Source organism: Pseudoalteromonas sp. P1-30 (genome assembly GCF_001400005.1).
Classification (GTDB): Bacteria; Pseudomonadota; Gammaproteobacteria; order Enterobacterales; family Alteromonadaceae; genus Pseudoalteromonas; species Pseudoalteromonas atlantica.
Genome location: NZ_LKBC01000003.1, coordinates 191,994 through 216,156, shown reverse-complemented (window position 1 = coordinate 216,156; position 24,163 = coordinate 191,994). Strand labels below are relative to the sequence as shown.

The following is a 24,163-nucleotide window of genomic DNA, read 5'->3' as shown; positions in this document are numbered from 1 at the left end:
TTTAGCCAAGTGGCTTTTTACTTCTTGGCGCTCCGAGTAAAATAAACATGTGGCAAATACAAATAGATAAAAACGCACTCACACCTAAGGCACCGCCATAACCATCAAGCTTTGGTACTAGGTATTCAAATAAAAACGAAAATAAAATAGATGAGCTGGCAACGGTATAAATACCAAATCGATGTGGGGCGCTCATGCCTATAAATGTGCCGCCAAAAAACACGACTGAGTATAAGTCGGGGTTTAGGTTTAAAGCACTTAATAGTAAATAAGCAATAATAGAAAGCGAGGCCGATGCACGTATGCCGTCAAAACGATTATGTTTGGCTAAGTAAAACGTTAAAAACGCACCTAGTAAGGCTATAAATGGGTATTCTAAATTCATAAAACCATTCCTTTGGCCAACATAAATAAAGCCACGCTTGCAAAGGCAACACTACCTAGCTTACCGCCAAAACCGGTAAACATATTTATGGTAAGCACATATAAACTGGCGCCAATAACAGAAATTATGGCTATTTCCCAATAACTTGTAATTAAGTGTGTAGAGCACATACCGGCAAAACTACCTGCGTAAATAGCCGCATAGGGATGATTTTTAAACCGAGTAGGAAAAGGAATAAACGAGCCAATTAGCCCTGTAAGCGCCGCCGAAATAACTAAAGGCAATGCAAAAGTTGTGTGCATGGCAAAGCAGGCTACAAAGCCTAAAAAGAAGGTTATAAACTTTAAAAATAAGAATTTAATCATAGCAGCGCATTTTAAACTAATCCTTTTACGCTTTCTAACTATCTCTAATAAATAAAATGTGGGTGTTAGCGTTAAATGTTATTAAGGCTACTTTTTAAGCTGGGTTGGTATTAACTATGCTTATTTGTGGCTGTTAATGTTTCATAAATTATATTTTATGTATAATAGAGGTTATTAATATACAAATTTAAAAGATTAAAGGTAATTTATGTCTAACTGTTTGCACTTGGCTATACCCGCTGGCGATTTAAAAGTAGCGAAAACGTTTTACTGTGATGTGCTTGGCTGTAAAACAGGGAACAGCGAAGAAGGGCGCTGGGTAGACATAGACTTTTGGGGTAATGAGCTCACCTTACACCAAAGCGAAGAGCGCTTACCCACTGTTCGCCACGATGTAGATATGGGCGCAGTGGCGGTACCGCATTTTGGTATTCATTTATCAGAAGATGAATTTAACGGTTTAAAAAAACGTATAGAAGATGCGGGGCTTGAATACCTAGATAAACCGTATCGCCGTTTTGTTGGTGATGAGTTTGAACAAGAAACCTTTTTTATTGAAGATCCAAACGGCAACGTGCTTGAAATGAAAACCATGGTAAACCCTGAGGTTTTATTTAAAAAAGCGTAAGCAATATTTATTAAAGAATAGGCCACTTTTGTAGTGGCCTTTTTTGTACCTATAGATGAAAATAATTACACCGTATGAGTGATATTTATTCACTCTACAGTACGGAATTTTAAACGTAGACTAACGCGCAACTCTCATACTTTATAGTTATTTATGTTGCTGTTAAAACTCACCATTGCGCCATTACTTTTATTATTTATTCACTTTGCTCAAAAACGCTTTGGCAGTTTTGTGAGCGGTATTATTCCGGGCTTGCCTATTACATCGGGCCCTATTTCGTATTTTATTGCGCTTGAGCAAGGTAAGTTATTTGCTAGTAACTCGGCTGTGGCGTCGTTGTATGGCATGAGCGGTATAGGCTTATTTTGTTTTTGTTATGCTGCCATGCTTGCAAAATATGGGGTAGTTAAAGCGCTCTTTGCTGCATTAACACTATGGTGCGCTTTTAGTGCATTTACTTTGTTATTGCCGGTGAATATTGCCTTTGCATCGGTGCTCTCGCTTAGTACTTTATTGGTGCTTGCGCTGGCATCGAGTAAGTTAAAATTTGCGCCCGATGCCAAACCTTTTACCGCTGCGTGGGAGCTGCCGCTAAAAATGTTATTGGTCAGCTGCTTTATTATGTTAGTTACGTTTATATCGGCAAAAATAGGGTCAATGTGGAGCGGGTTACTTTCTACTTTTCCGGTAATTTTGGCGGTTATGGGCAGTATTGCGCATGCAAGTGATAAAAAATACTCGGCGTATAAGGTGCTTAACGGCGGCATTATTGGCTCGTTAGGGGGCTGTGTGTTTTTTGCTGTGATTGCACTCGCGCTTAAGTTTGAATTTGTGATTTGGCAGGTATATGCAGCGGCTGCAGTGTGCTCAACTTTATTTACCATTATTATGAGCCACTATGTAAACCGTAAACAATTTGCCAAACCGGCTACGGTTTAATAGCAATAAGCAGTCTTGCTAAAATTTAGCCATCTACTAACGTGAGCGGTTTAACCTTTCGTTGTATTTTTTCGTGGTACATGGCGGTGTCGCCCGCTTTTAAAATTTCATCAATAGAGTGGGGCGGTTCACTAAATACGGTAGTACCCATACTCGCTTTAATGGCTATAGGGTCGTTGTTGTGATTTATTGTGAGCCTATTTAAGGCGGTTTTTAAATGATGAGTTTTAGGATTTACCTGCGCATTAGTATAAAAATGTGCAAGTACGACAAATTCATCACCGCCTAAGCGCCCTACAGCATCGCTGCTGCGAACACTGCTTTTTAAGCAACGGGCAACGTTGCATAAAGCGTCATCGCCTACAGCATGGCCGTAGCTGTCGTTTATTTGTTTAAAGTCGTCTAAATCTATATACATCAAACATAATACGCCGCCTTTTTTGGCGTGCATATTGATAAGCGCGGATGATTTTTTAGCCCAGCCCCTGCGGTTTAAAATACCACAAAGGGGGTCGTAGTCGGCTTCGGTTTCGGCGCGCTTTTGTGCAATTCGCATTCGGCTTATACGCCTTGAAACCGCAACAGCTAATAAAAATGATTCAACCGCAAACGCTAACACAAACCCATAACGCTGCATAAACGGGCTTTGGTTAATAAGCAGCACCCTAAAAATCATACTTACTAATACAAAGCTAAGCGCTACAAATACGAGTGTTGCCTCGCGTACACCTTTGAGGGCTTGCATGGCTGCTAAAGTAAAAATAACAGCCACAATAAACAGCGAAGAATAAGCCATAATATGCCCTGCTATTGTCCAAAATAACAGGTCGGTAACGAGCATTTTAAGTACCGCGCATAGCATTACAGTACAGGCCAATGTTTTGAGCAGCTTAGTTAATTTAGGCCAGCGTTTATTAGTCTCGAGTAACGCAAGCATAAACCACGTGGCACTTAGTACGGTTAAGCCAATGCTAAGTAGGTATAAGTTAAAAATAACGCCAGATACATGCTGCGTTACAAATAAATACAGTTGCCCTTCTTGGAGTAAAATAAAGCTGCCAATACAAAAAATGTAAATGCTGTAGAGCTTAAATACACTTTCGTTAAGTCTATGTCCCATTATTAATACATAAAAAATAAGTGTAATGCACAACCCATAAAATGAGCCCATAATCAGCGAATGTTGCTGTGCTTTTTTAAAATAAATATGAGTTGGCTGCCATTTAAACCGCGGTGTGTAATTAAGCTTTGATTCTAATGTTATTGTGGCTGTAAAAGCCCCCGAGTCCATTAAGTAGGCTACTTGCCCTGCTTTTAAGGGCGCTTTTACAGTGTTGTTTTGCTGCCAAGTAAAGCTATCTAGCCCCGGGCGTAAAAAGCTTAGTACGCCACCATTTTTAACAGAGCAACTTATTTGATATTGATTAACACCGCGTTGAGCAGTGAGTTCAGAAGGAGTATTTACCTTTAGCACAGAGGCAGGTGTGGGTGAGTTTAAGTGCTTTATTTTACATGTATCGGCAGCATGAGAATCAAAAGTAATAAATAACGCGAGCAAAGTAATGAAAACAAAAAAGAGCGCCCCCTTATTTTTAGGTGGGAAAAACGTCAACCTGTTACCTATATAGCTCATAAGCGGATCCAATTTTTACTACTTTTTTTATACTAGCAGAGCCGGACTATTTAGCTATTAGTTTACTGTTTAATAACGCTTAAAAGTGCGCTATTAAACTAGCTCTTGAGGTGTTTATGCCCGCTAAGTACAAAATAGCCGCAACTTAGTTAAACAATTAAAAACACCATGTTGATAATTTGACAATAATGTTCGTATTAATTGTTTTAAATGATGATAGTAAACTGTACTCATTGGTTACTAGCCTTATTAACAATAAAACAGGATCACACTATGAAATACTTACACTCATTATTAAGCTCTAACGCAGGCATGGCAGCACTTATTTTACGTGTACCCGTTGGTTTAATTTTAGCAGCGCACGGTGCACAAAAATTATTTGCTTGGTTTGGCGGCTACGGCCTTGAAGGCACAGGGCAGTGGATGGCAAGCATTGGCCTTGAGCCTGGCTACTGGCTTGCAATGATGGCAGGCAGCGCTGAATTTTTTGGCGGTATTGCTTTAGCCATTGGTTTATTAACGCGCCCAGCGGCTGTAGTTACGGCGTTTACTATGCTGATTGCGATATTTAGCGTGCACATTAGTCATGGTTTATTTGTAGCAAACAACGGCTATGAGTTCGCACTTACTTTGTTAGTTGCCACGGCTGCACTGGCTATACAAGGTGCAGGTAGCTTATCGGTTGATAACGTAATTGCTAAAAAGTTAGCGAATAAATCGCTGCCTCAGTAGTAGTAAATAACAATTCAGTATTAAAAAATAGCGGCTAAATTAGCCGCTATTTTTGTATGGGTTAAGCGCTGTTTTATTTAGCACTAAATTTTAAAGAGTAGTTGTATTGCTTTTGCTCTAGTAAATACTCTTTATGGGTACTTGGGCTCCACGAGTCATCGCCGCCAACCCCCATATGTTGATGGTCAATATGTACATGTAAGCAATCATCAGCGACTAGCTCATTGGTGTGCTTTGCTTGCGTTAACATGCTTTGTGAGTACTCACTGGCGGCGAATAAAAACGTACCAGTCACGTTTAAGTTATTAATGCTTAGTAATTGGCAATCACTACGTACGCCATTATCGGTTGGGAATATATACGGAGTATGTAGCTCATTATATTGTGCGCTGTAATACCCTAAGCGCGCAGCCGCTTTACGATCTGGGTAGTTTTCAAATGGGCCTAAACCAAGCCAATTTACTTGTGTATCGCTTGGTTTATTAAGCGTTGTGCTTAACCCTATGCGTGGCATGGGCGGGAGAGTATCGTTTAGTTGTACATCAACTTTTAAGTTAATTTCACCGGTATTATTAAGTGTATAAAGCCAAGTTGTTTTTGCTTGTACTGCGCCATTAAATTCATAACTAAATACACAGGTAATACGTATATCTACTTTTGATTGCACTACTTCAAACGAGCGGCATGTACGCTGCCACTGCCCAATACCCGCTCTTAACCAGCGTGCTTCCCATGCGTTAGGGTCTAGGTTGTCTACTTCGCTTACGCCTATGTCGTTATCAAGCGGGGCGCGGTAAAAATTATCAACCAATGGGCTTTTAATAACTTGGGTTTGATTGTGTAACCATTGCTCAATAAGGCCTGATTGGCTATTAAACACAAGTTTAAAGCTATCGCCTTCAATATTTAGCTGTGTGTTGGTTTCGCTAATATTTAGTGCGCCGTGCGTTGAGGCGTCTGCTAAAGCAGGCGAAAATGTATCAGCGCTTAAACTTTGGCTATTTATAAGCTTAAATTGCTCGGTGTTTAATACATGTTCGGCACTTGCAAAGCTTGAGTCGTTAATCAGTGCAACATCTAAATTAAGGTGGTATTGCGCACCTGCTTTAAACACCGTTTTTGTATTAATAGTTAGCGTTTGCGTACTTTGCGGAGCAATATTAATAACTTGCTCGCCTTGCTCTACACATTGGCCATTTTCTATTAACTGCCAAATAAGCTTTTCGTTATCGGTTGCTCTAAATACATAATCGCTAAATACATCAACGGTGTATTGGTTTTGAGTTTGCTCTCGCAGCGTAAATTGTAAATATTGCTGACTGTATTTAGCTTCAAACAGGCTTGGGTGCGGTGTACGGTCTGGAAATAATAAGCCGTTAATACAAAATTGGCGGTCGTTTAGCTCATCACCAAAGTCGCCACCGTAAGCCCAGTAATGCTTACCGTTTTTATCTGTTTTAGATAAACCTTGGTCTACCCAATCCCAAATAAAGCCGCCTTGCAAACGCGGGTATTCTCTAAATGCTTGCCAGTAATCGTCAAAGCTACCTAGGCTGTTACCCATTGCATGGGCGTACTCACATAAAATAAGTGGGCGCGTTTCACCCGGTAGGCTTAACCACTTTTTAATAGAGTATTTAGGTACGGCGTCGTCGGCAACATGGGTATCTACACGGGCATACATAGGGCAAATAATATCGGTTGCGGTGGTATTTGCGCCGCCACCTTCGTATTGCACTGGGCGCGATGGGTCAAAGCTTTTAGACCAGCCGTACATCGCATCGTGGTTGGCACCGTGCCCGCATTCGTTACCCAGTGACCAAATAATAATAGAGGGGTGGTTTTTATCGCGCTCAACCATTTGCGTATAGCGCGACATAAATGCGCCAGCCCATTGCGGATCGCTGGCAAGCCTACCCATAGGAAACATACCGTGAGTTTCTATATTGGCTTCGTCTACTACGTATAAACCTAGCTCGTCACACAGCTCGTAAAAACGAGGGTGGTTAGGGTAGTGAGCGGTACGTACAGCATTAAAGTTATTTTGCTTCATCAGCTTAATATCTTCAATCATATCGGCGGTAGTAACTGCATGACCGTTTTCTGGGTGGTGCTCGTGGCGGTTAACACCGCGAATAAGCAGGGGCTTGCCGTTTAAGCAAAGCTGCCCGTTGAGCATTTCTACTTTTCTAAAGCCAATGTTGTAGGCTTCTACATCTACTGTGTTGCCTTGCTCATCTAACAGGCTTACAACACAGCGGTATAAGGTCGGGGTTTCAGCGGTCCACTTTTTAGGGTTTTGTATATCAATTGTTTGAAATACGACATCGCTCCAACCGCCTTTTTCATCAACGCGTTTATTGTTAGTGCTTTGTATGTGTGGCTCACACAGTGCTTGTTCACCATCAAAAACCTGTACGGCTACTTGGTAGTTATTTGGCGCATCTATTGCGGTTTTTATATGTAGCGCTGCATCGCGGTAGCAGGCGTCTAAATCTGGGGTTATAAATACATCACGTATTTGGTGTTGCGGTTTAGTAAGTAAATTAACATCGCGGAATATACCGCTTAGCCACCACATGTCTTGATCTTCTAGGTAACTGCCATCGCTCCAGCGAATAACCATAACCGCAATGCGATTAGTACCTGCAACTAACAGCTCGCTTAAATCAAATTCGCTGGGTAAGCGGCTATCTTGCGAGTAGCCCACCCATTGACCGTTACACCAAAGATGAAACGCCGAGTTTACGCCTTCAAAAATAATATGGTTACGCTGAGCTAATTGATCCGCCGTAACAGTAAACTCAGTGCGGTAGCAACCTGTTGGGTTATCGCTTGGTACAAATGGCGGGTTTACTGCAAAGGGGTATTTAACATTACAGTAAATAGGTTTATCAAAGCCGTGTAGTTGCCAGTTAGAAGGCACTGGAATACTTTGCCAGTCGCTGGCGAGTGTTTCACTTAGCAATGACTCATCAACCGCTTCGGGTTTATCAAATAATTTAAAATCCCACTGGCCGTTTAAACTTTGTTTTTGTGATTGTGTGTTGGTACGGGCATGGTCAACGCTTTTAAAACCATTAAGTGGGCTGTGCGCTTTTACTTGATTAACTTGCACCGAAATTGGGTTTTCCCAATCGCGGCGGTTAATTATGTGCTGTAGTGAGTTCATTCGTGTCCTATTGCATGTGTGGCAATTATAATGGCTTAAATATAGCTAAAATAGCGCGTTGCGGTTATGCTTAAAGCTCTCTTTTATTTATCCAAAACTATCATTTTAAATTATGCGCAACACCATTGTAGATGTACTCGATATTGGCCCAGAGTGTACAGAGCGGTTTATTGATTTAGCCACGCTTTCGCAAATGCCAAGCCTTGAAATAGAGCTGGCAGGTTGCTCAAATTTATTGGGTGATTATTGTGTTGCGCGTACTAACCCGCTTGAACACACTCTTTTTTATACCTTGGCTGGCCAGGGCACGCTAAAAACCATTAATAACCAATATACACTTGCCGAAAATAGCTTAGCTATATTGCCTGCAAGGCAAAGTTTTGAGGTTAAAATAGCGAGCGAAAAATGGGATGTGATTTGGCTAAACCTTGCAAACACCAAGCGTTGGCAACATTTAAATTTAGCGCAGGCTAAAGTATTAACTAATCAGCAGTTAGCGCCATTACATTTAGCGATGGAGCTTTTATACAGCGAGGCAAACGCTACTTTGCGCGAAGGCGTAATGCCTATTTTAAGCCACTACTTAAATACTACGCTTCAAAGCGAGCCGCAAATAGGCGGGCAAAATAGATTAACCAGCTTGTTTTTAGAGGTAGAAGAACGCCTGCAGTTTGATTGGACAATAGAGGCTATGTGCGAACAAGTACATTACTCAGCACCGCATTTACATAGGTTATGCCAAGCGCAATTTGGTAAAAGCCCAATGCAGCAGCTTATTTACTTACGTATTAAACGGGCTAAAAACTTGCTACTAAATACCCGCTGGCCTGTTGCCTATATTGCTGCTTATGTGGGGTATCCTAATATATTTAATTTTTCTAAACGGTTTAAAAAATCAGTGGGCGTGTCACCCACTGAGTTTAGAAAAATGAGCATTTAAAAAATAGCTTGGTATAAAAAGCCTGCACCAATAGCCATAGTAATAATGACAAACAAAAAGGCGGCTATCATTTGGTTTTTAAAAATTGATTTAAGCAAAATAACTTCTGTTAAGCTTGCGCCCGCGCTGCCAATTATTAATGCCATTACCGAGCCAAGCGCCATGCCTTTTTTGACCAATGCGGCACTTAGCGGAATAACGGCTTCGGCTCTAATATAAAGTGGAATACCAATAATGGCTGCAATAGGAATGGCATACCACATACCATCGCCCGCATATTTAGCAATTAGCTCGGTAGGAATAAAGCCATAAATAAACGAGCCTATAGCTACCCCTAGCATTAAGTACGGAAACACCTGTTTAAAGTCTTTAAAGGTTGCATGCCACACTTTTACCCAGCGATTAGGCTGCGCTTTTTTAGTAGGCTCTATTGCTTTAGGTTCGCCGCAGCTTGTGGTTGCACAGCTTGGCTCAACTTCTTTAGGCTCACTACAGCTTGGTTTTGCGCAGCTACTAGTAGATTCTGTGCTGTAAGCTTCTGGTTTTACATACCTTTCAAAGCCTAGCTTTTCAAGGGTATAGCCTGCTACAACCGACACCACCATAGCCACTAAAAAGTAAAATAAAGCGACCTGCCAGCCAAAGGTAATTACAAATAACCCAATGATCACCGGGTTAAGTAGCGGGCTGCCAAATAAAAATACCATCATAGGGCCAAAGCCCGCTCTCGCTCTTAATAATCCTTTTAAAAACGGAATGGTTGAGCACGAACAAAATGGTGTAATAGCCCCCAATAAAGCAGCAACAACGTAACCCTTACCGTTTTTTGAACTTAAAATGGATTGAATTTTTTCGGGTGTTATAAATAGCTGTAAAACACCTACTAAATAACTAATAACAATAAATAAAATAGTTAACTCTGTGGCTAAAAAGGCAAACATGCCTAACGCCTCTTTTGCCATTGCTAGCATTTCATTACTCATAACGCACTCCAAAGTACACAAGGTATAACTTACGTTAAGTAAGTTATATTTCGAATTTTATAGAAGTATATTGATGAGCAATAGCATCGTCAATACTTTATTTCTAGATATATAGAAATGATTTTTATACCCTTGTTTTTAAATGTTTTATTTTTAACTTTTAAGGTAACTTGCTAATAAAGCTGTATTTAAAGATTCAAATTGTTATTATTTCTAATAATTTAGAAATTACGAGGTTGTAATGGAAATTATCGACGTTGCAAAAGCATTAAAAGAATTAGGCCATCCTACGCGTTTAACTATATATAAGCGTGTAGTTAAAGCTGGGCACACTGGAATTAGTGTTGGCAATATACAAGAAGAGCTAAGCATGGCGGGCTCTACACTTTCGCACCATATATCGGGCTTAGTTAACGCTGGGCTAATTAGCCAAAGGCGCGAAGGGCGCACGCTTTATTGCGTGGCTATGTACCAGCGCTTAGACGATGTAATTGGTTTTTTACAAAACGAATGTTGTGTAGACGAAGGGCAGTAAACTTTTATCAACGGTTTTGCGCGTTGTTTATTGACCTCAAGACGCGTGCGGGTTTAATATGCCGCTGTTCCTAGTTTGTAAAATAGGAACCTACTTTAAATTTAATTAGGTAATGGATGCGCTCAAACTACTTTTTAGTCGTGATACTTCTTGTGCTTGTACACAGCTTTATTAGCTGTGATGCTGCCGCGTATCATTTACAAGAAGAAGTCGATCATGCTTCGCACATTCAGTCTGTGGCCGATACAAACGATGAAGACGCGCAACCACCTACTGAAATTCATGCCCATCAACATTGCCACTGTGGTTACTACAGTACACTAAATCACTCTATAAACCCTGAAAAAAGCCAAGCAGCTCAGCCTGCTTGCTACAATGGTTTAAATTACCCACCAGATGTTCCGCCACCCAATTTTTATAGCTAGTTTTTAATTTTAAACACTTTGTATATAACTGCCTGCGCCTGTTCGCTACAAGGCTAGTTATGTACATATTTAGGTTGCTTAATCGCGCTTGTTTTTAAAATAGGCATAGTGATTAAGCCAACTCTGTTTGTTAAAACGGATATGCTATATGAACAAAAAACTACTTATGCTGGTGGCGCTACTGTGTGCATTACCAACATTGAGCGCTTTGGCAAAAAGCGAGCCTCAAAACGTATTAACGCTAAAGCAAGCGCTTAAAAATACCGAGCAGCAAAACTTACAGCTTAAACGCTACCCTTACCATCAAAAAATATTAACCGCGCTTAAAAGCCAAGCCGCGCTTTCACCTAACCCTGAGCTGAGCTTTGAAGCTGAAAACATTTTAGGAACTCATGGCTCTCATGCGTTTTCGGGGGCGCAGTACACGCTGGCTTTGAGCCATTTAATTGAGCTTGGCGATAAACGCCAAAATCGTATTAATTACGCTACTGCAAATATAAAAGCGCAAACAATTGAGTATAAAAATACTCGGTTAGCACTTTTAGCAACCACCGCTGAGCGTTATTACCAAGTGCTAAAATTTCAGGCGTTAATTGCACTAAACAGTGAGCGTAAAAACACTGTTAAGCAGGCACTCAACGCAATTGAAAAACGCGCTAAAGCCGGTGCGGTCTCAAGTGCTGATGTAACCCGCATGCGTTATGCATTAAGCCAAGTAGATTTAAACACGGCCATGCTACAAAGTGAATTTGAGCGCTCTCGCTTAGCACTCAATGAGCTTTGGCAAGAGGAGCAAGTGAGTGATTACTATGCGGGCGATTTATCACAAATAGCTGCTATTAAAAGTGAAGCCGCGCTACTTGATATGGTAAATGCAGCACCAGAATTTGCACTGCTACAGCAGCAATACATGCAACAAACGGCTAATTTAGCACTGCAAAAATCAACGGGTCAAAGTGATTTAACCCTTGGTGGTGGTGTGCGTTACAACCAGCAAACTGATGCCAGCTCGTTAGTGTTTTCGTTTTCAATGCCGCTGCAATTAAGTAACGCTAATAGCGGGAATATTGAGGCGGCGAAGCATCAACTTACGCTACTTAATGAGCAACAAGGGCAATTACGTATTCAGTTACGTAAGCAAATACGCACGCTCTATGCGTATTACCAAGGCAAAGCGGTGCAAGCACAGCTTTTAACACAGCAGGTTATTCCACAAGCGCAAACGCTCATAAAACAAAGTTTAAAAAGCTATCAACAAGGGCAAATATCGGTATTGCAATTACTCGACGCACAGCAAGCTTTATTTGATTCTAAACGCGCACTTATCATAACGCATAGCGAGCTATACCAAGTGCTCCTTACCCTTGAGCGTTTAACTGGCCAACCTTTAATTGAGACTCATCAATCATGAATAAAACTCTTATTGCATTATTAATTACGCAATTACTTACACTCCCATTTTTGAGTAGCATGGCTATGGCGTCGGCTAATCATCACGTAGAAGGTCACGAAGAAGGCCATAAAGACGAACACACACAAAAAGGCCCACACGGCGGCTTTTTACTAACCAATAACGCCCTTGATTTAGAGCTTAAATTAACCCAGTTTGCCGGTAATACCGAGCTGCGAATATATGGGTTTAAGAACAATAAAACCTTTGATATAAACCAGTTGGACGTAACCATAAACGTGCAGCGTTTAAGTGAAGCGCCACAGCTAATTCGCTTTAAAGCTGAAGATGACTATTTAGTAAGTACCGTGAGCGTAAACGAGCCGCATTCTTTTAAGCTTGATGTAATGGCTCGCTATAAAGACGCTGAAATAAATTATCATTATGAGCAAGAAGAAGGGCGCACAACGCTAAGCGAGAAAGCAATTGAACGCGCTGGTATTAAAACTGACATTGCGAAAGCAGGTAGCGTTGAGCTAACCGATACTTTATTTGGTGTTATAGCACCCACTGCGCAGAGCACCGTTGAAGTAATGGCGCCTTATACCGGCTTAGTTAACGATATTTTTGTAAGCATTGGTCAAAACGTTAAAAAAGGCGATAAGCTTGCCAGCATAACCAACCGCGAAACCCTACAAAATTACACCATAAAAAGTCCAATTACAGGCGTTATTACCGAGCAATATTTAAAGCGCGGCGAGCTTGCCAGTAGCGCTTTAATGCAAATAGTAAACCTTGAAACCGTATGGGTTGAGCTGTCGGCCTTTCCCGATAACATTGAAAAGCTCGCCATAGGGCAAAGCGCTACAGTGTACGACTTACATCATCATTTAAATGCCCAAGGTGAGGTGTTTTACATAGCCCCAATGATGAGTGGCGGGCACATTGCACGTGCGCGAATCGAGCTTAAAAACCCTGATGGCCATTGGCGACCAGGTATGCATGTTAATAGCGACATTAGTACTGCAAAAGTAGATGCGGCTGTACGCGTCAAAGCGATTGCTGTTCAAGAGTTTAACGGCAAACCTAGCGTGTTTATAAAAAGTGGCAATGTGTTTGAAGTACGCCCAGTAAAACTCGGTGCTAAAAACAGCGAATGGGTAGAAGTGCTTGAAGGGCTTTCGCCAACCAGTGAGTACGTAACTGAGAACAGTTATGTAATTAAAGCCGATATTTTAAAAAGCGGCGCAAGCCATTCACATTAGGAGGCAGCATGATTAACTGGATAGTTTCGTTTGCGGTTAAGCGCCGCATGATGGTGCTTGCACTCACACTTTTATTTGCTGGGTTTGGCGTCTACAACACACAAAATTTAGCCGTTGATGCCGTACCCGATATAACTAATGTGCAAGTGCAAATAAATACCAAAGCGCCGGGCTTTACCCCGCTTGAAGCCGAGCAGCGTATTACGTATTTAATTGAAACTGCAATGGCGGGTATTCCAAAGCTTGATTATACCCGCTCAATTTCGCGTTATGGGCTTTCGCAAGTTACCGTTATTTTTAATGAAGGGACCGATATTTACTGGGCGCGTCAGCAAATATCAGAGCGCATTCAAAGTATTCGTTCAGACCTACCAGCCAATATTGAACCAAACTTAGGGCCAATTGCCAGCGGGTTAGGGGAGATTTTTACTTATTCTGTGCATGTAAATAACGGTGCATTAAAAGATGATGGTACGCCATTTAATGCAGAAGATTTACGCACCCTGCAAGATTGGGTTATTCGCCCGCAGCTATTAAAAGTAAAAGGCGTTACCGAAATAAACAGCCAAGGAGGTTTTGAGCGCCAATATCAAGTAGCGCCCATGCCAGAAAAACTACTCGCTTATAAGCTCACGCTAAGTGATGTTATTACAGCACTTAAATTAAATAACAGTAACCAAGGTGCAGGGTTTATAGAGCGTTTTGACGGGCAATATTTAGTGCGCTCACCAGGGCAATTAAAAACCATTGATGATATAGCCAATACCGTGGTTGCTAAGCGCGATGATGCACCAGTACGCATTAAAGATGTAGCAAATGTGCGTTTAGGCAAAGAGCTCAGAACCGGCGCCGCTACTTATAATGGTAAAGAAACCGTGCTTGGCACCGCCATGATGCTCATTGGTGAAAACAGCCGCGTAGTGGCAAAAGCCATGGCTGAAAAACTTAAAGATGTACAACTTAGCTTACCAGCTGGTGTAGTGGTTGAGCCCGTGTACGACAGAACAACCCTTGTTGATAAAACCATAGACACTGTAAAAACGAACCTGTTTGAAGGTGCGGTGTTGGTGGTTGTTATTTTACTGCTACTACTGGGTAACGTAACTGGCGCATTGATTACGGCCATGGTTATTCCGCTTAGTATGTTATTTGCCATTACCGGTATGGTAGGTAATAGAGTGTCGGGTAACTTAATGAGCTTAGGCGCAATCGATTTTGGTTTAATTGTTGATGGCGCAGTAATTGTGGTTGAAAACTGTTTAAGGCAACTTGGCCTTGCGCAGCATAAACATGGCAGGCTACTTACACTAAGCGAGCGTTTAAGTGTTGTAACCGCCGCCACTAAAGAAGTGTTCAGCCCAGCAGTATTTGGCATTTTAATTATTATGCTGGTGTATTTACCGCTGTTTGCACTAAGCGGGGTTGAAGGGAAAATGTTTCAGCCAATGGCGTTTACAGTGGTTGCTGCACTAGTTGGCGCACTTATTTTTGCCGTTACCTTTGTACCTGCCGCTATTGCGGTATTCGTACGTGGCAAGGTGAGTGAAAGCGAAAATGCAGTTATGCGCGGTATTAAAAAAGGCTATAAACCGCTACTTGGTCTATCGCTTAAGTTACCGTGGGTGATGGTTAGTATTGCGGGTGTGCTTGTACTTGCGCTTGGCTTTAAAGTTAAAAATATGGGCGCTGAATTTTTACCGCAGCTTGATGAGGGCGATATCGCTATGCATGCGCTGCGCATTACCGGCACCGGTATTGAGCAATCGGTAAAAATGCAAAAAGAGCTAGAGCAAGCCATTTTAGCTAAGCCGGAGGTGGCAAAAGTATTTTCAAAAATAGGTACTCCCGATGTAGCAAACGATCCTATGCCACCTAACGTTGCCGACACCTTTTTAATGTTAAAACCTCGCGATCAATGGCCAAATCCTGCTTTACCTAAAGAAGAACTGGTTAAGCAAATTCGTCATTTAGTCAATGAAGTACCCGGTAATAACTATGAGTTTACCCAACCTATAGAAATGCGCTTTAACGAGCTAATTGCAGGCGTGCGCGCCGATGTGGCTGTGCGTATTTATGGCGATGATTTATCAACATTAAAACAGTTCGGTGAAAAAGCCACAGCCTTGGTACAAAATATTACTGGCGCAACCGATGTACGCCTTGAGCAAATGGAAGGCCTGCCTACGCTTTCGGTTACGCCGCTTCGCGATCATATGGCGCTGCTAGGTTTAACCGTGACCGATATACAGCAAAGTGTAAGTGCTGCTATAGGTGGTGTACAAACCGGGCTAATTTATGAAGGCGACAAACGTTTTTCGTTATTAGTGCGTTTAGATGAGCGTTGGTCGAGGGATATAACACAGCTTGCACGTTTACCTGTTGCTGTGCCAAAAAGTGCTAATCCCGACCTTGCATTTGTACCGCTTGGCGAAGTTGCAAATATTAGTATTGAAAAAGGGCCTAATCAAATAAACCGCGAAAGCGGTAAGCGTAATGTTGTAGTAACTGCAAACGTAGAGGGGCGCGATTTAGCAAGCTTTGTAAGCGATGCGCAAACAGCTTTAAATTCAGACCTTAATTTACCTAGTGGTTATTGGATTGAATATGGCGGCACGTTTGAGCAGTTAGAATCAGCAAGTAAGCGGCTATCGCTGGTGGTACCGGTTACTTTATTACTTATATTTGGCCTGCTTTATAGCGCGTTTAATTCACTGCATGATTCGTTTATTATATTTAGTGGCGTACCACTTGCGCTTAGTGGTGGTGTGCTTGCGTTGCTTTTACGTGATATGCCGTTATCAATATCGGCAGGTGTGGGGTTTATCGCGCTAAGTGGTGTAGCGGTATTAAATGGTGTGGTTATGCTGTCGTTTATTAAACAGTTAAGAGCTGATGGGCTTAGTTTGATAGATGCAATACAAACCGGTGCGCTTTCGCGCTTGCGACCAGTACTTATGACGGCTTTAGTGGCGAGTTTAGGGTTTATTCCTATGGCGCTAAATACAGGCACCGGCGCTGAGCTACAAAGGCCGCTGGCAACGGTTGTGGTTGGCGGAATTATTTCATCAACTCTACTTACGCTATTAATATTGCCTGCACTTTATAAATTAGTGCATGCAAAATTTAACAAGCAACTTAGTTAGTTGCAGCTCAAAATACAACGTAAAAAGCAGCTGAAGTTTCAGCTGCTTTTTGTTGTTAAGTAAACCATGCAGGTTAATTATATTGAAAAAGATTATCCCAGCGCTCATCCAAAATAGTTTTTGCATGATCTAAATTTATTGCGCTATACACATTGTTAGTGCAGGTTACTAAACGCATCCGGGTGAGTTTTTCAAGCGCATCGCTAATTTCAAAGTCGAGTTCGCATTTATACTTTGTTTTAAACCACGCCTCTATTTGCTCATCAAGCGCCTGTGCGCTTAGGCCACTTTCTGATTTTAGTAAAAATGTATAGGCCAGCAGAGCTTCTTTTATGTCTTCTTCTTCGGCTGCGTCTATAAGGGTATGAAAAACACCGGCGTTGTTATCAAGGTTTTTAAAGTAAAGGTTATCGCTTAGCGCTTTCATAAATTTAATTTTACGGTTTTTAAATTTACTCCATTCTTTAAAAATAAAGCTGCCAAAAACCCCCATTCCAATAGCAAAGGTAATAAAGTGTTGTTGGGTCATTTCTACGGCTTCACTTCTAAAGCCACCCCAAAAAGCAAATAAAGCAAATAACAATAAAATAGATGCGCCAAGCTTAGTGATTAATACCACAGCACCGCCTACTAAAGCCGATGAGCCAATAATCACTTTATCTATAGGGCGCATACGTACTTCGCTATTTGGAAATAGCATTTCAAGGTCGGCTTTGGGTACATTTTGAAACAGCTTAACTATGGTAGAGCTTGGTTCAAACCCTAAAGGCGTTTTATTTTTAGCCTCAAAGTAGGCTTTATCTTTAAAGCGAATAAACACTGCAACGCGGTCGTAATTGGTAAAGTGCAGGGGCTTTTTACGCAAACCCCAAAAGCTGGTTATGGTTTCAGTGAGTTGTGATTCGCCACGGCGGTAAAAAACCACTTCTTCAAAGTCGTCAAACTCTACCTCAAGGCGTACTTTAAAAAGGGATTCTTCGTTGAGTGCATCTTGCAGGTCTTGATGGGTGATCACTTCAAAGTTAGCTGCATTAAGTACCTTAGCAAAATCTTTAGCAAATTCGCGTTGGCACTGCGCTTTTTGATCAGCTGATACTGGCGCTAAAGATCGCGTATCGCTATTGGGATCAAAGGGCGCGTAGTTATTTTTGAGCGACTCAAGTGTTGAATGGTAATCGTAATGGATAAGGCTTGCTAATAAATCGCAAAATTGTTTAAACGATGTTTGCTCTGAGTTGTTTGTGAGCTCAGCGCTACACATATCAACAATATCTTGTTTTCTAAAGGGAATAAAACGTGCACTTTGCATAAATTTTAACTGCTTTGGTAGGTATTTAACTGCATTGGCACATAATAAAATATTCTTATAAATATTGCTAATTTGTTAACAGTTATGTGGCTGTTAAATCTTTAAATGTTTTCAGCGTGTATTAACGTAAATATGTAAGAATTAACCCATTGAGCAACGGCTTATCCTCACAAGCAAAAAGGGATTTACATGGCTATTCAAAAAAAACTAAAAGAAAAAACACGGCACTTTATAGATTCTAAACATATGCTAACAGGCATTACCGTAGCGTCGTTTTTAGAATCTACGATAGTCCCTATTCCGCTTGAAGCAGTGCTTGTGCCTCTTATGCAAGCACGTCGTGAAAAGCTTTGGTTAATAGCGCTTATGGCAACAGTTGGGTGCGTGATTGGTGCTTTATTTGGTTATGCGCTGGGTTATTACCTATTTGACGCTATAGGTGACTGGGTTATTGAAATGTTTTCAAGCCAAGAGCAATTTGAAAATGTTAAGCAGCAAATGCAAAGCCAAGGTTTTTGGTTTGTAATGACGCTGGGAATTGTGCCCATTCCGTTTCAAATTGCGATGCTTGCCGCTGGGGCTACAAAATACTCTATTGGTTTGTTTTTATTAGCCTCAGGTATTGCTCGTTCAATTCGCTATTTTAGTTTAGCCGTTGTTGTATATTACGCAGGTAATAAAGCCGAGCAAATAATCAGTAAACACAAAACTAAAGCAATGATTGCTATTACTATTTTAATATTAGCTTTATGGGGCCTTAGCACTTTAATATAGTTTTATACTTAGTTGTTATAAGTAAGCTGCTCAGCGCGACTAAAACTGTGTGGACACTAATGCAAATGTGGGTTTTTAGCTTTGCATTGTATTTGTGTCTGCTTTGCTCAACTCTTGTATTCAAGGTGGTGAAATAACCCTGCAAGTACAGGGTAAGTTAACCTTTTATAGCGGTTTTTTCTGGTGTGCTATAGTTGGTTAATAACGCATTAAAAAGCGCCACCCTATGATTGAAACTGTAAAACTTACCGTTAGGCTGTCTAACTTTTATAAAATGAGTTGGATAAATAAGGCGGTAAGTATAGCGTTACTTCTCTACATTATTGTTTTTTCACTTTATGCTTTAAATACTTTCCCCCCTTTAAACGTGCAAAACAATGTGTATGGTTTTACTACCGATTTTTGCAATCTCATCGTGCTCGTATTTTTATTTTGGATAGTGCAATGCTCTGAGCTTTCAAAACAAGCGTACGTGTTTTCTACTTTAGGTTTATTGCTATGGAGTATGGGTACAACGGCTGATGTAATAGATGAATTAGTTGTGCAGCCTTATTGGATGAGTGTTTATTTTGAAGACTTATGCAGAACCATGGGAATGCTTTTTACCGCCTATGGGTTATTTAAGACCATGCGTTTTGTACAAAGTATACATAACCGTTTAGCGCACGAGTTGATAACGGACGATCTTACACAAGTACATAATAGACGCTATTTTTATCGGCATGTTAAAACTGCCCCTAGTACGCCTTACGTTATTTTAATTATAGATATTGATCATTTTAAGGCTATTAATGATGAGTTTGGCCATGATGAGGGTGACTTAGTACTACAGCAGTTAGCTACTAAGTATAATAGTGCATTTGTTAATAATGCAGTATTTGCTCGTTTAGGCGGTGAGGAGTTTGGCGGCTATTTGCCTACCGGTAATATAAGCCAAGCGGCTGAATTTTGTGGGCAACTAATAGACATTGCACACAATATTAAAGTTAAACAGGTCAAACAGCTTACCGTAAGTATTGGTATGGCGCTGCAAAGCGCTAACGAGCCCCCCGACAAGGTAATGAAGCGGGCAGACATGGCTTTATACGTTGCTAAAAATAATGGCCGAGATCAATATAAAATAGCCCCTTAAGCTTTCTACGCAAATATCCTTATTATTTGCACATTTATTACACTTTTAAACGTTTTCGTAAAGAACTGTCAGCGAGGGTAATACTTTGTAAACTATGAAATTAAAATGCAGCAAAGAAGTCATAATAGTGATTTTAATAATAAGGAAACTTTAATGACCAACTCTCTGTTGAAAGCTGCTTTACCTCTAAGTTTAATGTCTATTTTAGTTGGTTGTGGCGGCAGCGACGGCTCAAGTGATACAGGCTACGTACAATTATATAACGGTTCATATAACAGCCCATATACGCGTTTATTTGTAGACGAAACTGAGCGCTCAGGCACTGATTTTGCTGATGTAACCACGCGTCATAATTACAGCACCGGCACTTACGATTTAAGCTTTGAATACTTAGATGCAAACGACAGCTACATTACAATTAGCGAACAAGAAGTATCAATCAAAGGTGACAAAACCGAACTAATTGTAATGAGCGGTAACTTTGACGAACCTACGTTCACAGAGCTAAGCGTGCCCATTTCAAGTGATACAGATGAGTTTAACTTAGGTTTTTACAATATCACCAGTGAAGACACTAGCTACGATATTTACCTAGCAACCGATGATGGCGTATTTGAAAGTGCTGAACTATTTACATCAACACAGTATTTAAGTGAACTAGATTTACAAACCCTTGATGAGGGTTACTACACAATTTATATCACTGAGGCAGGTAGCACTGATGTAGTGTATGAGTCGGAGTCGGTTTATTTTTACGATGAAGAAAGCTACGTAGCCATGATCCGCCCAAGCTATGCAACAGAAGAAAACGGTATCACGCTCGATATTGTGACTGACAATAACTATGTTACAGCGCTAAAGCACCAATCAGCGTTAGGCCAATTGCGCTTTATAAATACCGTTGACGATTACTCGCCAGTTAGCTTTAGCACGACCCGTGGCACCACAGTTAACGATACCAATACGGTCGCAAGCGATACCTACACCGATTACGTTGAGCTTTCGCCAAATAGTTACAGCGTTGCAATGTACGACGAAGAGGGCACTAAGCTTGCCGATAACTTTTTAATGACCCTAGAGCGCGAGCAAAGTGCGGTAGGCGTTTTTTACAACGATGTCGATAATGGTTTACGCATGATGAGTGTTGAGGAAAACCTAACACCGAGCAGCTACAGCCATACTATTTCGGTTGTTAACCTAATTGAAAGCTACGCAGGGCAAACAGTAAGCGAAGTTGACGTGTACTTTACCTTAAATGGTGAAACTGTTGATGACGCCACCAATGTAATTGATGGCTTAGATAGATACGATCAAGAAGAAATTGATGTAGATGATGAAGCTTACACTGTGTATGCCGTATACGAAGATAACGGCCAACAAATAGTGTTAATTCAACAAAGCGATATAGATTTTACCGAAGAAGGTAACTATATCTTAATTTTAGAGCACGATGAGACAACCAGTTCAGGCTTTAAAATGAGTGTAACGCGCACAATTACAGACAGCGTAGAATAAGTAACATGTAACACGTTCTAGAAAGTAAAAGCCCTAAGCATTATTGTTTGGGGCTTTTTTTTTCCTAGCTGTAGCGTGATTTTGTTTACATTAAATAAACCCATATATAAGCAGATTGCTATAACTTTTAAAAATTTTAGGTACACTCATAACATAATAAATAAAAAGAGCGTGCCATGGATGAGTTTTTAGGAATAGTGGGTTTATTTGCATTTGCAATAATGGCCGGTGCTATTTGCGGTATTGTCGCAATTGCACAGCTTAGTAATTTAAAGCAAGAAATTACCCAATTAAAAGCAAAAGTACTTAGTTTAGAACTAGCTAACAACGCACAAAGGCACGCTGGAGACGCCGATAAAAGCACCGATAAAAGCACCGCTTGCTCCACAGCTGAACATGCATACACGGCCCAAGCAAATAGTAATGAGGCGACTTTTAATCAAGTTAGTCCTAATCAATCCAATCAGCCAAGTCAGCCTCGTGGGCAGGTAAAAACGCCAGCTTCAGCAATAAAGCCTCCCGCTAATGCTTCTGCCAGTAAACATAAGCAAGGCAGTAAAAATCTCAAACCCACACTATTTACTTCTTTTTTTGAAAAACTGCGTAGCGACTTTGAACAAAACTGGATGACCTGGATAGGCGCAATCGCATTGGCGCTAGGCGGTATATTTTTAGCAAAGTACAGTTTAGAAGCCGGGTTGCTCTCTCCTGCAATGCGATTAACTCTAGGCGGTTTATTTGGTGGTGGCTTAATTGCAGCCGCAGCTTATATGCATTACAAAAATAGTGTATTTGAAGGGTTTAATAACTATATACCTGCAGCGCTTGCCAGTGGGGGTTTTATTACGTGCTTTGCACTGACCTTATTAGCGTATAGCAGCTATAACATGATCAGCCCTTTAACAGCATTTGTTGTACTTGGGGTTATTGCCATCAGTGCGAGCGCTATGGCAATAATGCTTGGCCCAGTATTAGCCGTACTAGGTATTATTGGTGCTTATTGTGTCCCCGTGCTGATTAATACCGGCAGCAATAATTTATTTGCGCTTTATATGTACATTGGGTTTGTGAGCTTATCTGCTGCGCTGGTCGCGCATAAAGTACAGCGTGCATGGCTGTGGTATTTACTTTGGGCGGGGCATTTGAGCTGGTATGTTGTTGGCTTTACTTTAGCTAACAGCAGCACCATTTGGCTTATGGGCACGTATGGGCTATTAAGTATTATTGGTTTAATTGCCGTGCCACGCTTGGGGTTAAAACTTGCGGTGGTTGAAACTCGCCCACATAGTTTAAAGCGCCTAATAAGCGCACTCCCTAGTAACCCTTTAATGCTTGCCTGTATTGTCCCTTTGTTACTGGCTATGCTTTTTGATAGTACTAACTACTTACAGTGGCAAATAATAAATGCGTTAAGCATATTAACACTGCTGTTTTTAGTGCTTAAAAATAGCCGCTGGGATTTATGGCAAGGGGTGGCGATGTTAATAGCTGTACTCTGGCTATTAAGCACGCCTTCTTATTATGCTGATTATTCTGACTCGCTATTTATATTTAGGCACCAATATGGTGGCGCTATATTTTTAGGGTTAGCGCTCAGCGTATATGGGCTTTATTTTGGTATAAAGTGGCAACCTAAACGATTGGCTTTTCATATTACTGCCTCGTTTAGCGTATTTATAATGATTGCCACCTTATACGCTATAATCCCAAACCATGCGTTGGCCACAGTCTATCCATTGTGGGCAGTGATACTACTTACAAGTAGCGCCATTTTAATTAAGTGCGCAATAGGTGGCGCAACGCTTTTTCAGCGCTTCACATATTGGGTGGGGGCAAATGCCAACATCACGCTTGCTATTACTATGTTATTAAATGACAGCGGGCTAACCATTGCACTGGCTATTCAAGTTTTACTTATTAGCGTGTTAATAAACCGCTATCGGGTGCCTATGCCACATTGGCCAATTAAAGCGCTGGTGGCTGCATTACTACTTCGCCTTACATTGTCACCGTGGACCCCAAGTTACGAGGCGCTTAGTGTGTTGGGTGTGCACTGGAGCTTAGTAGTTTATCCTTTGTGTGTGGTGTTATTTTACACTGCAGCCAAATGCTTTAACGCATCGCAGTTAAAAGTTTGGCTTGAAGGCGCAGCGCTGCATTGCTTGGCGTTATTTATTACCACCGAAACCAGCTATCAACTGGTAGGGCACTATCCGCAGTTTGATTCTTTGAGCTTTTACGAACAAGCTTTACTCACCTGTAATTGGCTTGCGCTGGGTTGTGTATATTTACACCGTGCTCGTATTGCCGGTAGCTTAGCTAAATTATACCAAGTGGCAGGCATAGCATTAGCAGGTGCTGCGGGTGTTACTGCACTGAGCACCTTACTAAACGCTAATCCATTTTTAAGCTCTATTTATATTGGCGAATATTTTGTATTTAATTGGCTATTTTTGCTTTGGTTAGTGCCTGCGGGTCTCGTGCTTTGGCTTTATACGTTAATTAAACCGCTGTATACAAAAGCTGCGCCATTTATACTCACAGTAGCGGGTGTATTGAGTGTGTTGGCAATTAATGGCTTTATACGCCAATACTGGCAAGGCCCTTATATTTACTTATCAACAGGTGCAAGCAACGCAGAGCTTTATAGCTACTCGGTTATTTGGCTTGTGTTAGGGGCTATTACTGTGGTGCTAGGGCATTTAAAAAATCAGCTATTAATCCAAAAAATAGGGTTAGGATTATTGGCAGCGGTTATTTTAAAAGTATTCTTAGTGGACATGGCTAATTTAACGGGGCTTTTAAAAGCGCTGTCGTTTATCGGCTTAGGCTTGTCGTTAGTGGGGCTTAGTTGGTTATTTCAAAAACTGCGAAGCCAAGCCAAACCAGCCTAATAAT

The 24,163-nt window shown here is 41.1% G+C and carries 19 protein-coding genes; 13 read left to right on the top strand and 6 right to left on the bottom strand.

Features of this window, described 5'->3' with window-relative positions:
• Window position 1 precedes the first annotated feature (1 nt).
• A complete protein-coding gene (locus AN395_RS09185) occupies window positions 2-385 on the bottom strand; it encodes a hypothetical protein (RefSeq protein WP_004586056.1) in 384 nt (127 codons plus the stop codon).
• Entirely contained in the window at window positions 382-687 is a 306-nt protein-coding gene (locus AN395_RS09180; protein ID WP_054982840.1) for a hypothetical protein, read from the bottom strand. The genes AN395_RS09185 and AN395_RS09180 overlap by 4 nt, the downstream gene beginning before the upstream one ends.
• A gap of 271 nt (window positions 688-958) precedes the next feature.
• Here AN395_RS09180 and AN395_RS09175 point away from each other — a divergent pair, with 271 nt between their 5' ends.
• On the top strand, window positions 959-1,378 hold the full coding sequence (locus tag AN395_RS09175; RefSeq protein ID WP_024033213.1) for a VOC family protein: 420 nt from the start codon (window positions 959-961) through the stop codon (window positions 1,376-1,378).
• Window positions 1,379-1,531: 153 nt separating this feature from the next.
• Window positions 1,532-2,317 (top strand): hypothetical protein, encoded by a 786-nt coding sequence (locus tag AN395_RS09170; RefSeq protein WP_235576562.1) that lies wholly within the window; start codon window positions 1,532-1,534, stop codon window positions 2,315-2,317.
• Window positions 2,318-2,342: 25 nt separating this feature from the next.
• Here AN395_RS09170 and AN395_RS09165 read toward each other — a convergent pair whose 3' ends face one another.
• On the bottom strand, window positions 2,343-3,929 hold the full coding sequence (locus AN395_RS09165; RefSeq protein ID WP_036963828.1) for a diguanylate cyclase: 1,587 nt from the start codon (window positions 3,927-3,929) through the stop codon (window positions 2,343-2,345).
• A gap of 294 nt (window positions 3,930-4,223) precedes the next feature.
• Between AN395_RS09165 and AN395_RS09160 the strand changes: the two genes are divergently transcribed.
• Entirely contained in the window at window positions 4,224-4,682 is a 459-nt protein-coding gene (locus tag AN395_RS09160; protein ID WP_004586061.1) for a DoxX family protein, read from the top strand.
• 73 nt (window positions 4,683-4,755) lie between these two features.
• On the opposite strand, the gene AN395_RS09155 is transcribed toward AN395_RS09160, so the two are convergent.
• A complete protein-coding gene (locus AN395_RS09155; RefSeq protein ID WP_054982784.1) occupies window positions 4,756-7,854 on the bottom strand; it encodes a beta-galactosidase in 3,099 nt (1,032 codons plus the stop codon).
• 112 nt (window positions 7,855-7,966) lie between these two features.
• On the opposite strand from AN395_RS09155, the gene AN395_RS09150 reads away from it, so the two are divergent.
• Window positions 7,967-8,794, top strand: a complete 828-nt coding sequence (locus AN395_RS09150) for an AraC family transcriptional regulator (protein WP_054982783.1) — start codon at window positions 7,967-7,969, stop codon at window positions 8,792-8,794.
• Here AN395_RS09150 and AN395_RS09145 read toward each other — a convergent pair.
• Entirely contained in the window at window positions 8,791-9,777 is a 987-nt protein-coding gene (locus tag AN395_RS09145) for a permease (RefSeq protein ID WP_054982782.1), read from the bottom strand. The two genes, AN395_RS09150 and AN395_RS09145, sit on opposite strands and share 4 nt — an antisense overlap.
• Window positions 9,778-10,018: 241 nt before the next feature.
• On the opposite strand from AN395_RS09145, the gene AN395_RS09140 reads away from it, so the two are divergent.
• The 5 genes from AN395_RS09140 to AN395_RS09120 all read left to right on the top strand — a co-directional run bounded on the left by AN395_RS09140 (window position 10,019) and on the right by AN395_RS09120 (window position 16,535).
• On the top strand, window positions 10,019-10,312 hold the full coding sequence (locus tag AN395_RS09140) for a helix-turn-helix transcriptional regulator (protein ID WP_024033207.1): 294 nt from the start codon (window positions 10,019-10,021) through the stop codon (window positions 10,310-10,312).
• 116 nt (window positions 10,313-10,428) lie between these two features.
• Window positions 10,429-10,737, top strand: coding sequence for a hypothetical protein (locus tag AN395_RS09135; RefSeq protein WP_054982781.1), 309 nt, complete (start codon window positions 10,429-10,431; stop codon window positions 10,735-10,737).
• Window positions 10,738-10,885: 148 nt separating this feature from the next.
• Window positions 10,886-12,148 carry a TolC family protein gene (locus AN395_RS09130; protein WP_054982780.1) on the top strand — a complete coding sequence of 421 codons (1,263 nt, stop codon included), beginning with the start codon at window positions 10,886-10,888 and terminating at the stop codon, window positions 12,146-12,148.
• On the top strand, window positions 12,145-13,392 hold the full coding sequence (locus tag AN395_RS09125; protein WP_054982779.1) for an efflux RND transporter periplasmic adaptor subunit: 1,248 nt from the start codon (window positions 12,145-12,147) through the stop codon (window positions 13,390-13,392). Before AN395_RS09130 ends, AN395_RS09125 begins: the two co-directional genes overlap by 4 nt.
• 8 nt (window positions 13,393-13,400) lie before the next feature.
• On the top strand, window positions 13,401-16,535 hold the full coding sequence (locus AN395_RS09120; protein WP_054982778.1) for an efflux RND transporter permease subunit: 3,135 nt from the start codon (window positions 13,401-13,403) through the stop codon (window positions 16,533-16,535).
• Between the two features lie 73 nt (window positions 16,536-16,608).
• Here the strand turns inward: AN395_RS09120 and AN395_RS09115 are convergent, their stop codons facing one another.
• On the bottom strand, window positions 16,609-17,844 hold the full coding sequence (locus tag AN395_RS09115; RefSeq protein WP_054982777.1) for a TMEM143 family protein: 1,236 nt from the start codon (window positions 17,842-17,844) through the stop codon (window positions 16,609-16,611).
• 189 nt (window positions 17,845-18,033) lie between these two features.
• On the opposite strand from AN395_RS09115, the gene AN395_RS09110 reads away from it, so the two are divergent.
• The 4 genes from AN395_RS09110 to AN395_RS09095 all read left to right on the top strand — a co-directional run bounded on the left by AN395_RS09110 (window position 18,034) and on the right by AN395_RS09095 (window position 24,159).
• Window positions 18,034-18,618, top strand: a complete 585-nt coding sequence (locus AN395_RS09110) for a YqaA family protein (protein ID WP_029772950.1) — start codon at window positions 18,034-18,036, stop codon at window positions 18,616-18,618.
• A gap of 226 nt (window positions 18,619-18,844) precedes the next feature.
• On the top strand, window positions 18,845-19,750 hold the full coding sequence (locus tag AN395_RS09105) for a GGDEF domain-containing protein (RefSeq protein ID WP_095206635.1): 906 nt from the start codon (window positions 18,845-18,847) through the stop codon (window positions 19,748-19,750).
• Between the two features lie 153 nt (window positions 19,751-19,903).
• On the top strand, window positions 19,904-21,265 hold the full coding sequence (locus AN395_RS09100) for a DUF4397 domain-containing protein (RefSeq protein ID WP_024033201.1): 1,362 nt from the start codon (window positions 19,904-19,906) through the stop codon (window positions 21,263-21,265).
• Between the two features lie 176 nt (window positions 21,266-21,441).
• Window positions 21,442-24,159 (top strand): DUF2339 domain-containing protein, encoded by a 2,718-nt coding sequence (locus tag AN395_RS09095; RefSeq protein WP_054982776.1) that lies wholly within the window; start codon window positions 21,442-21,444, stop codon window positions 24,157-24,159.
• Window positions 24,160-24,163: the final 4 nt, after the last annotated feature.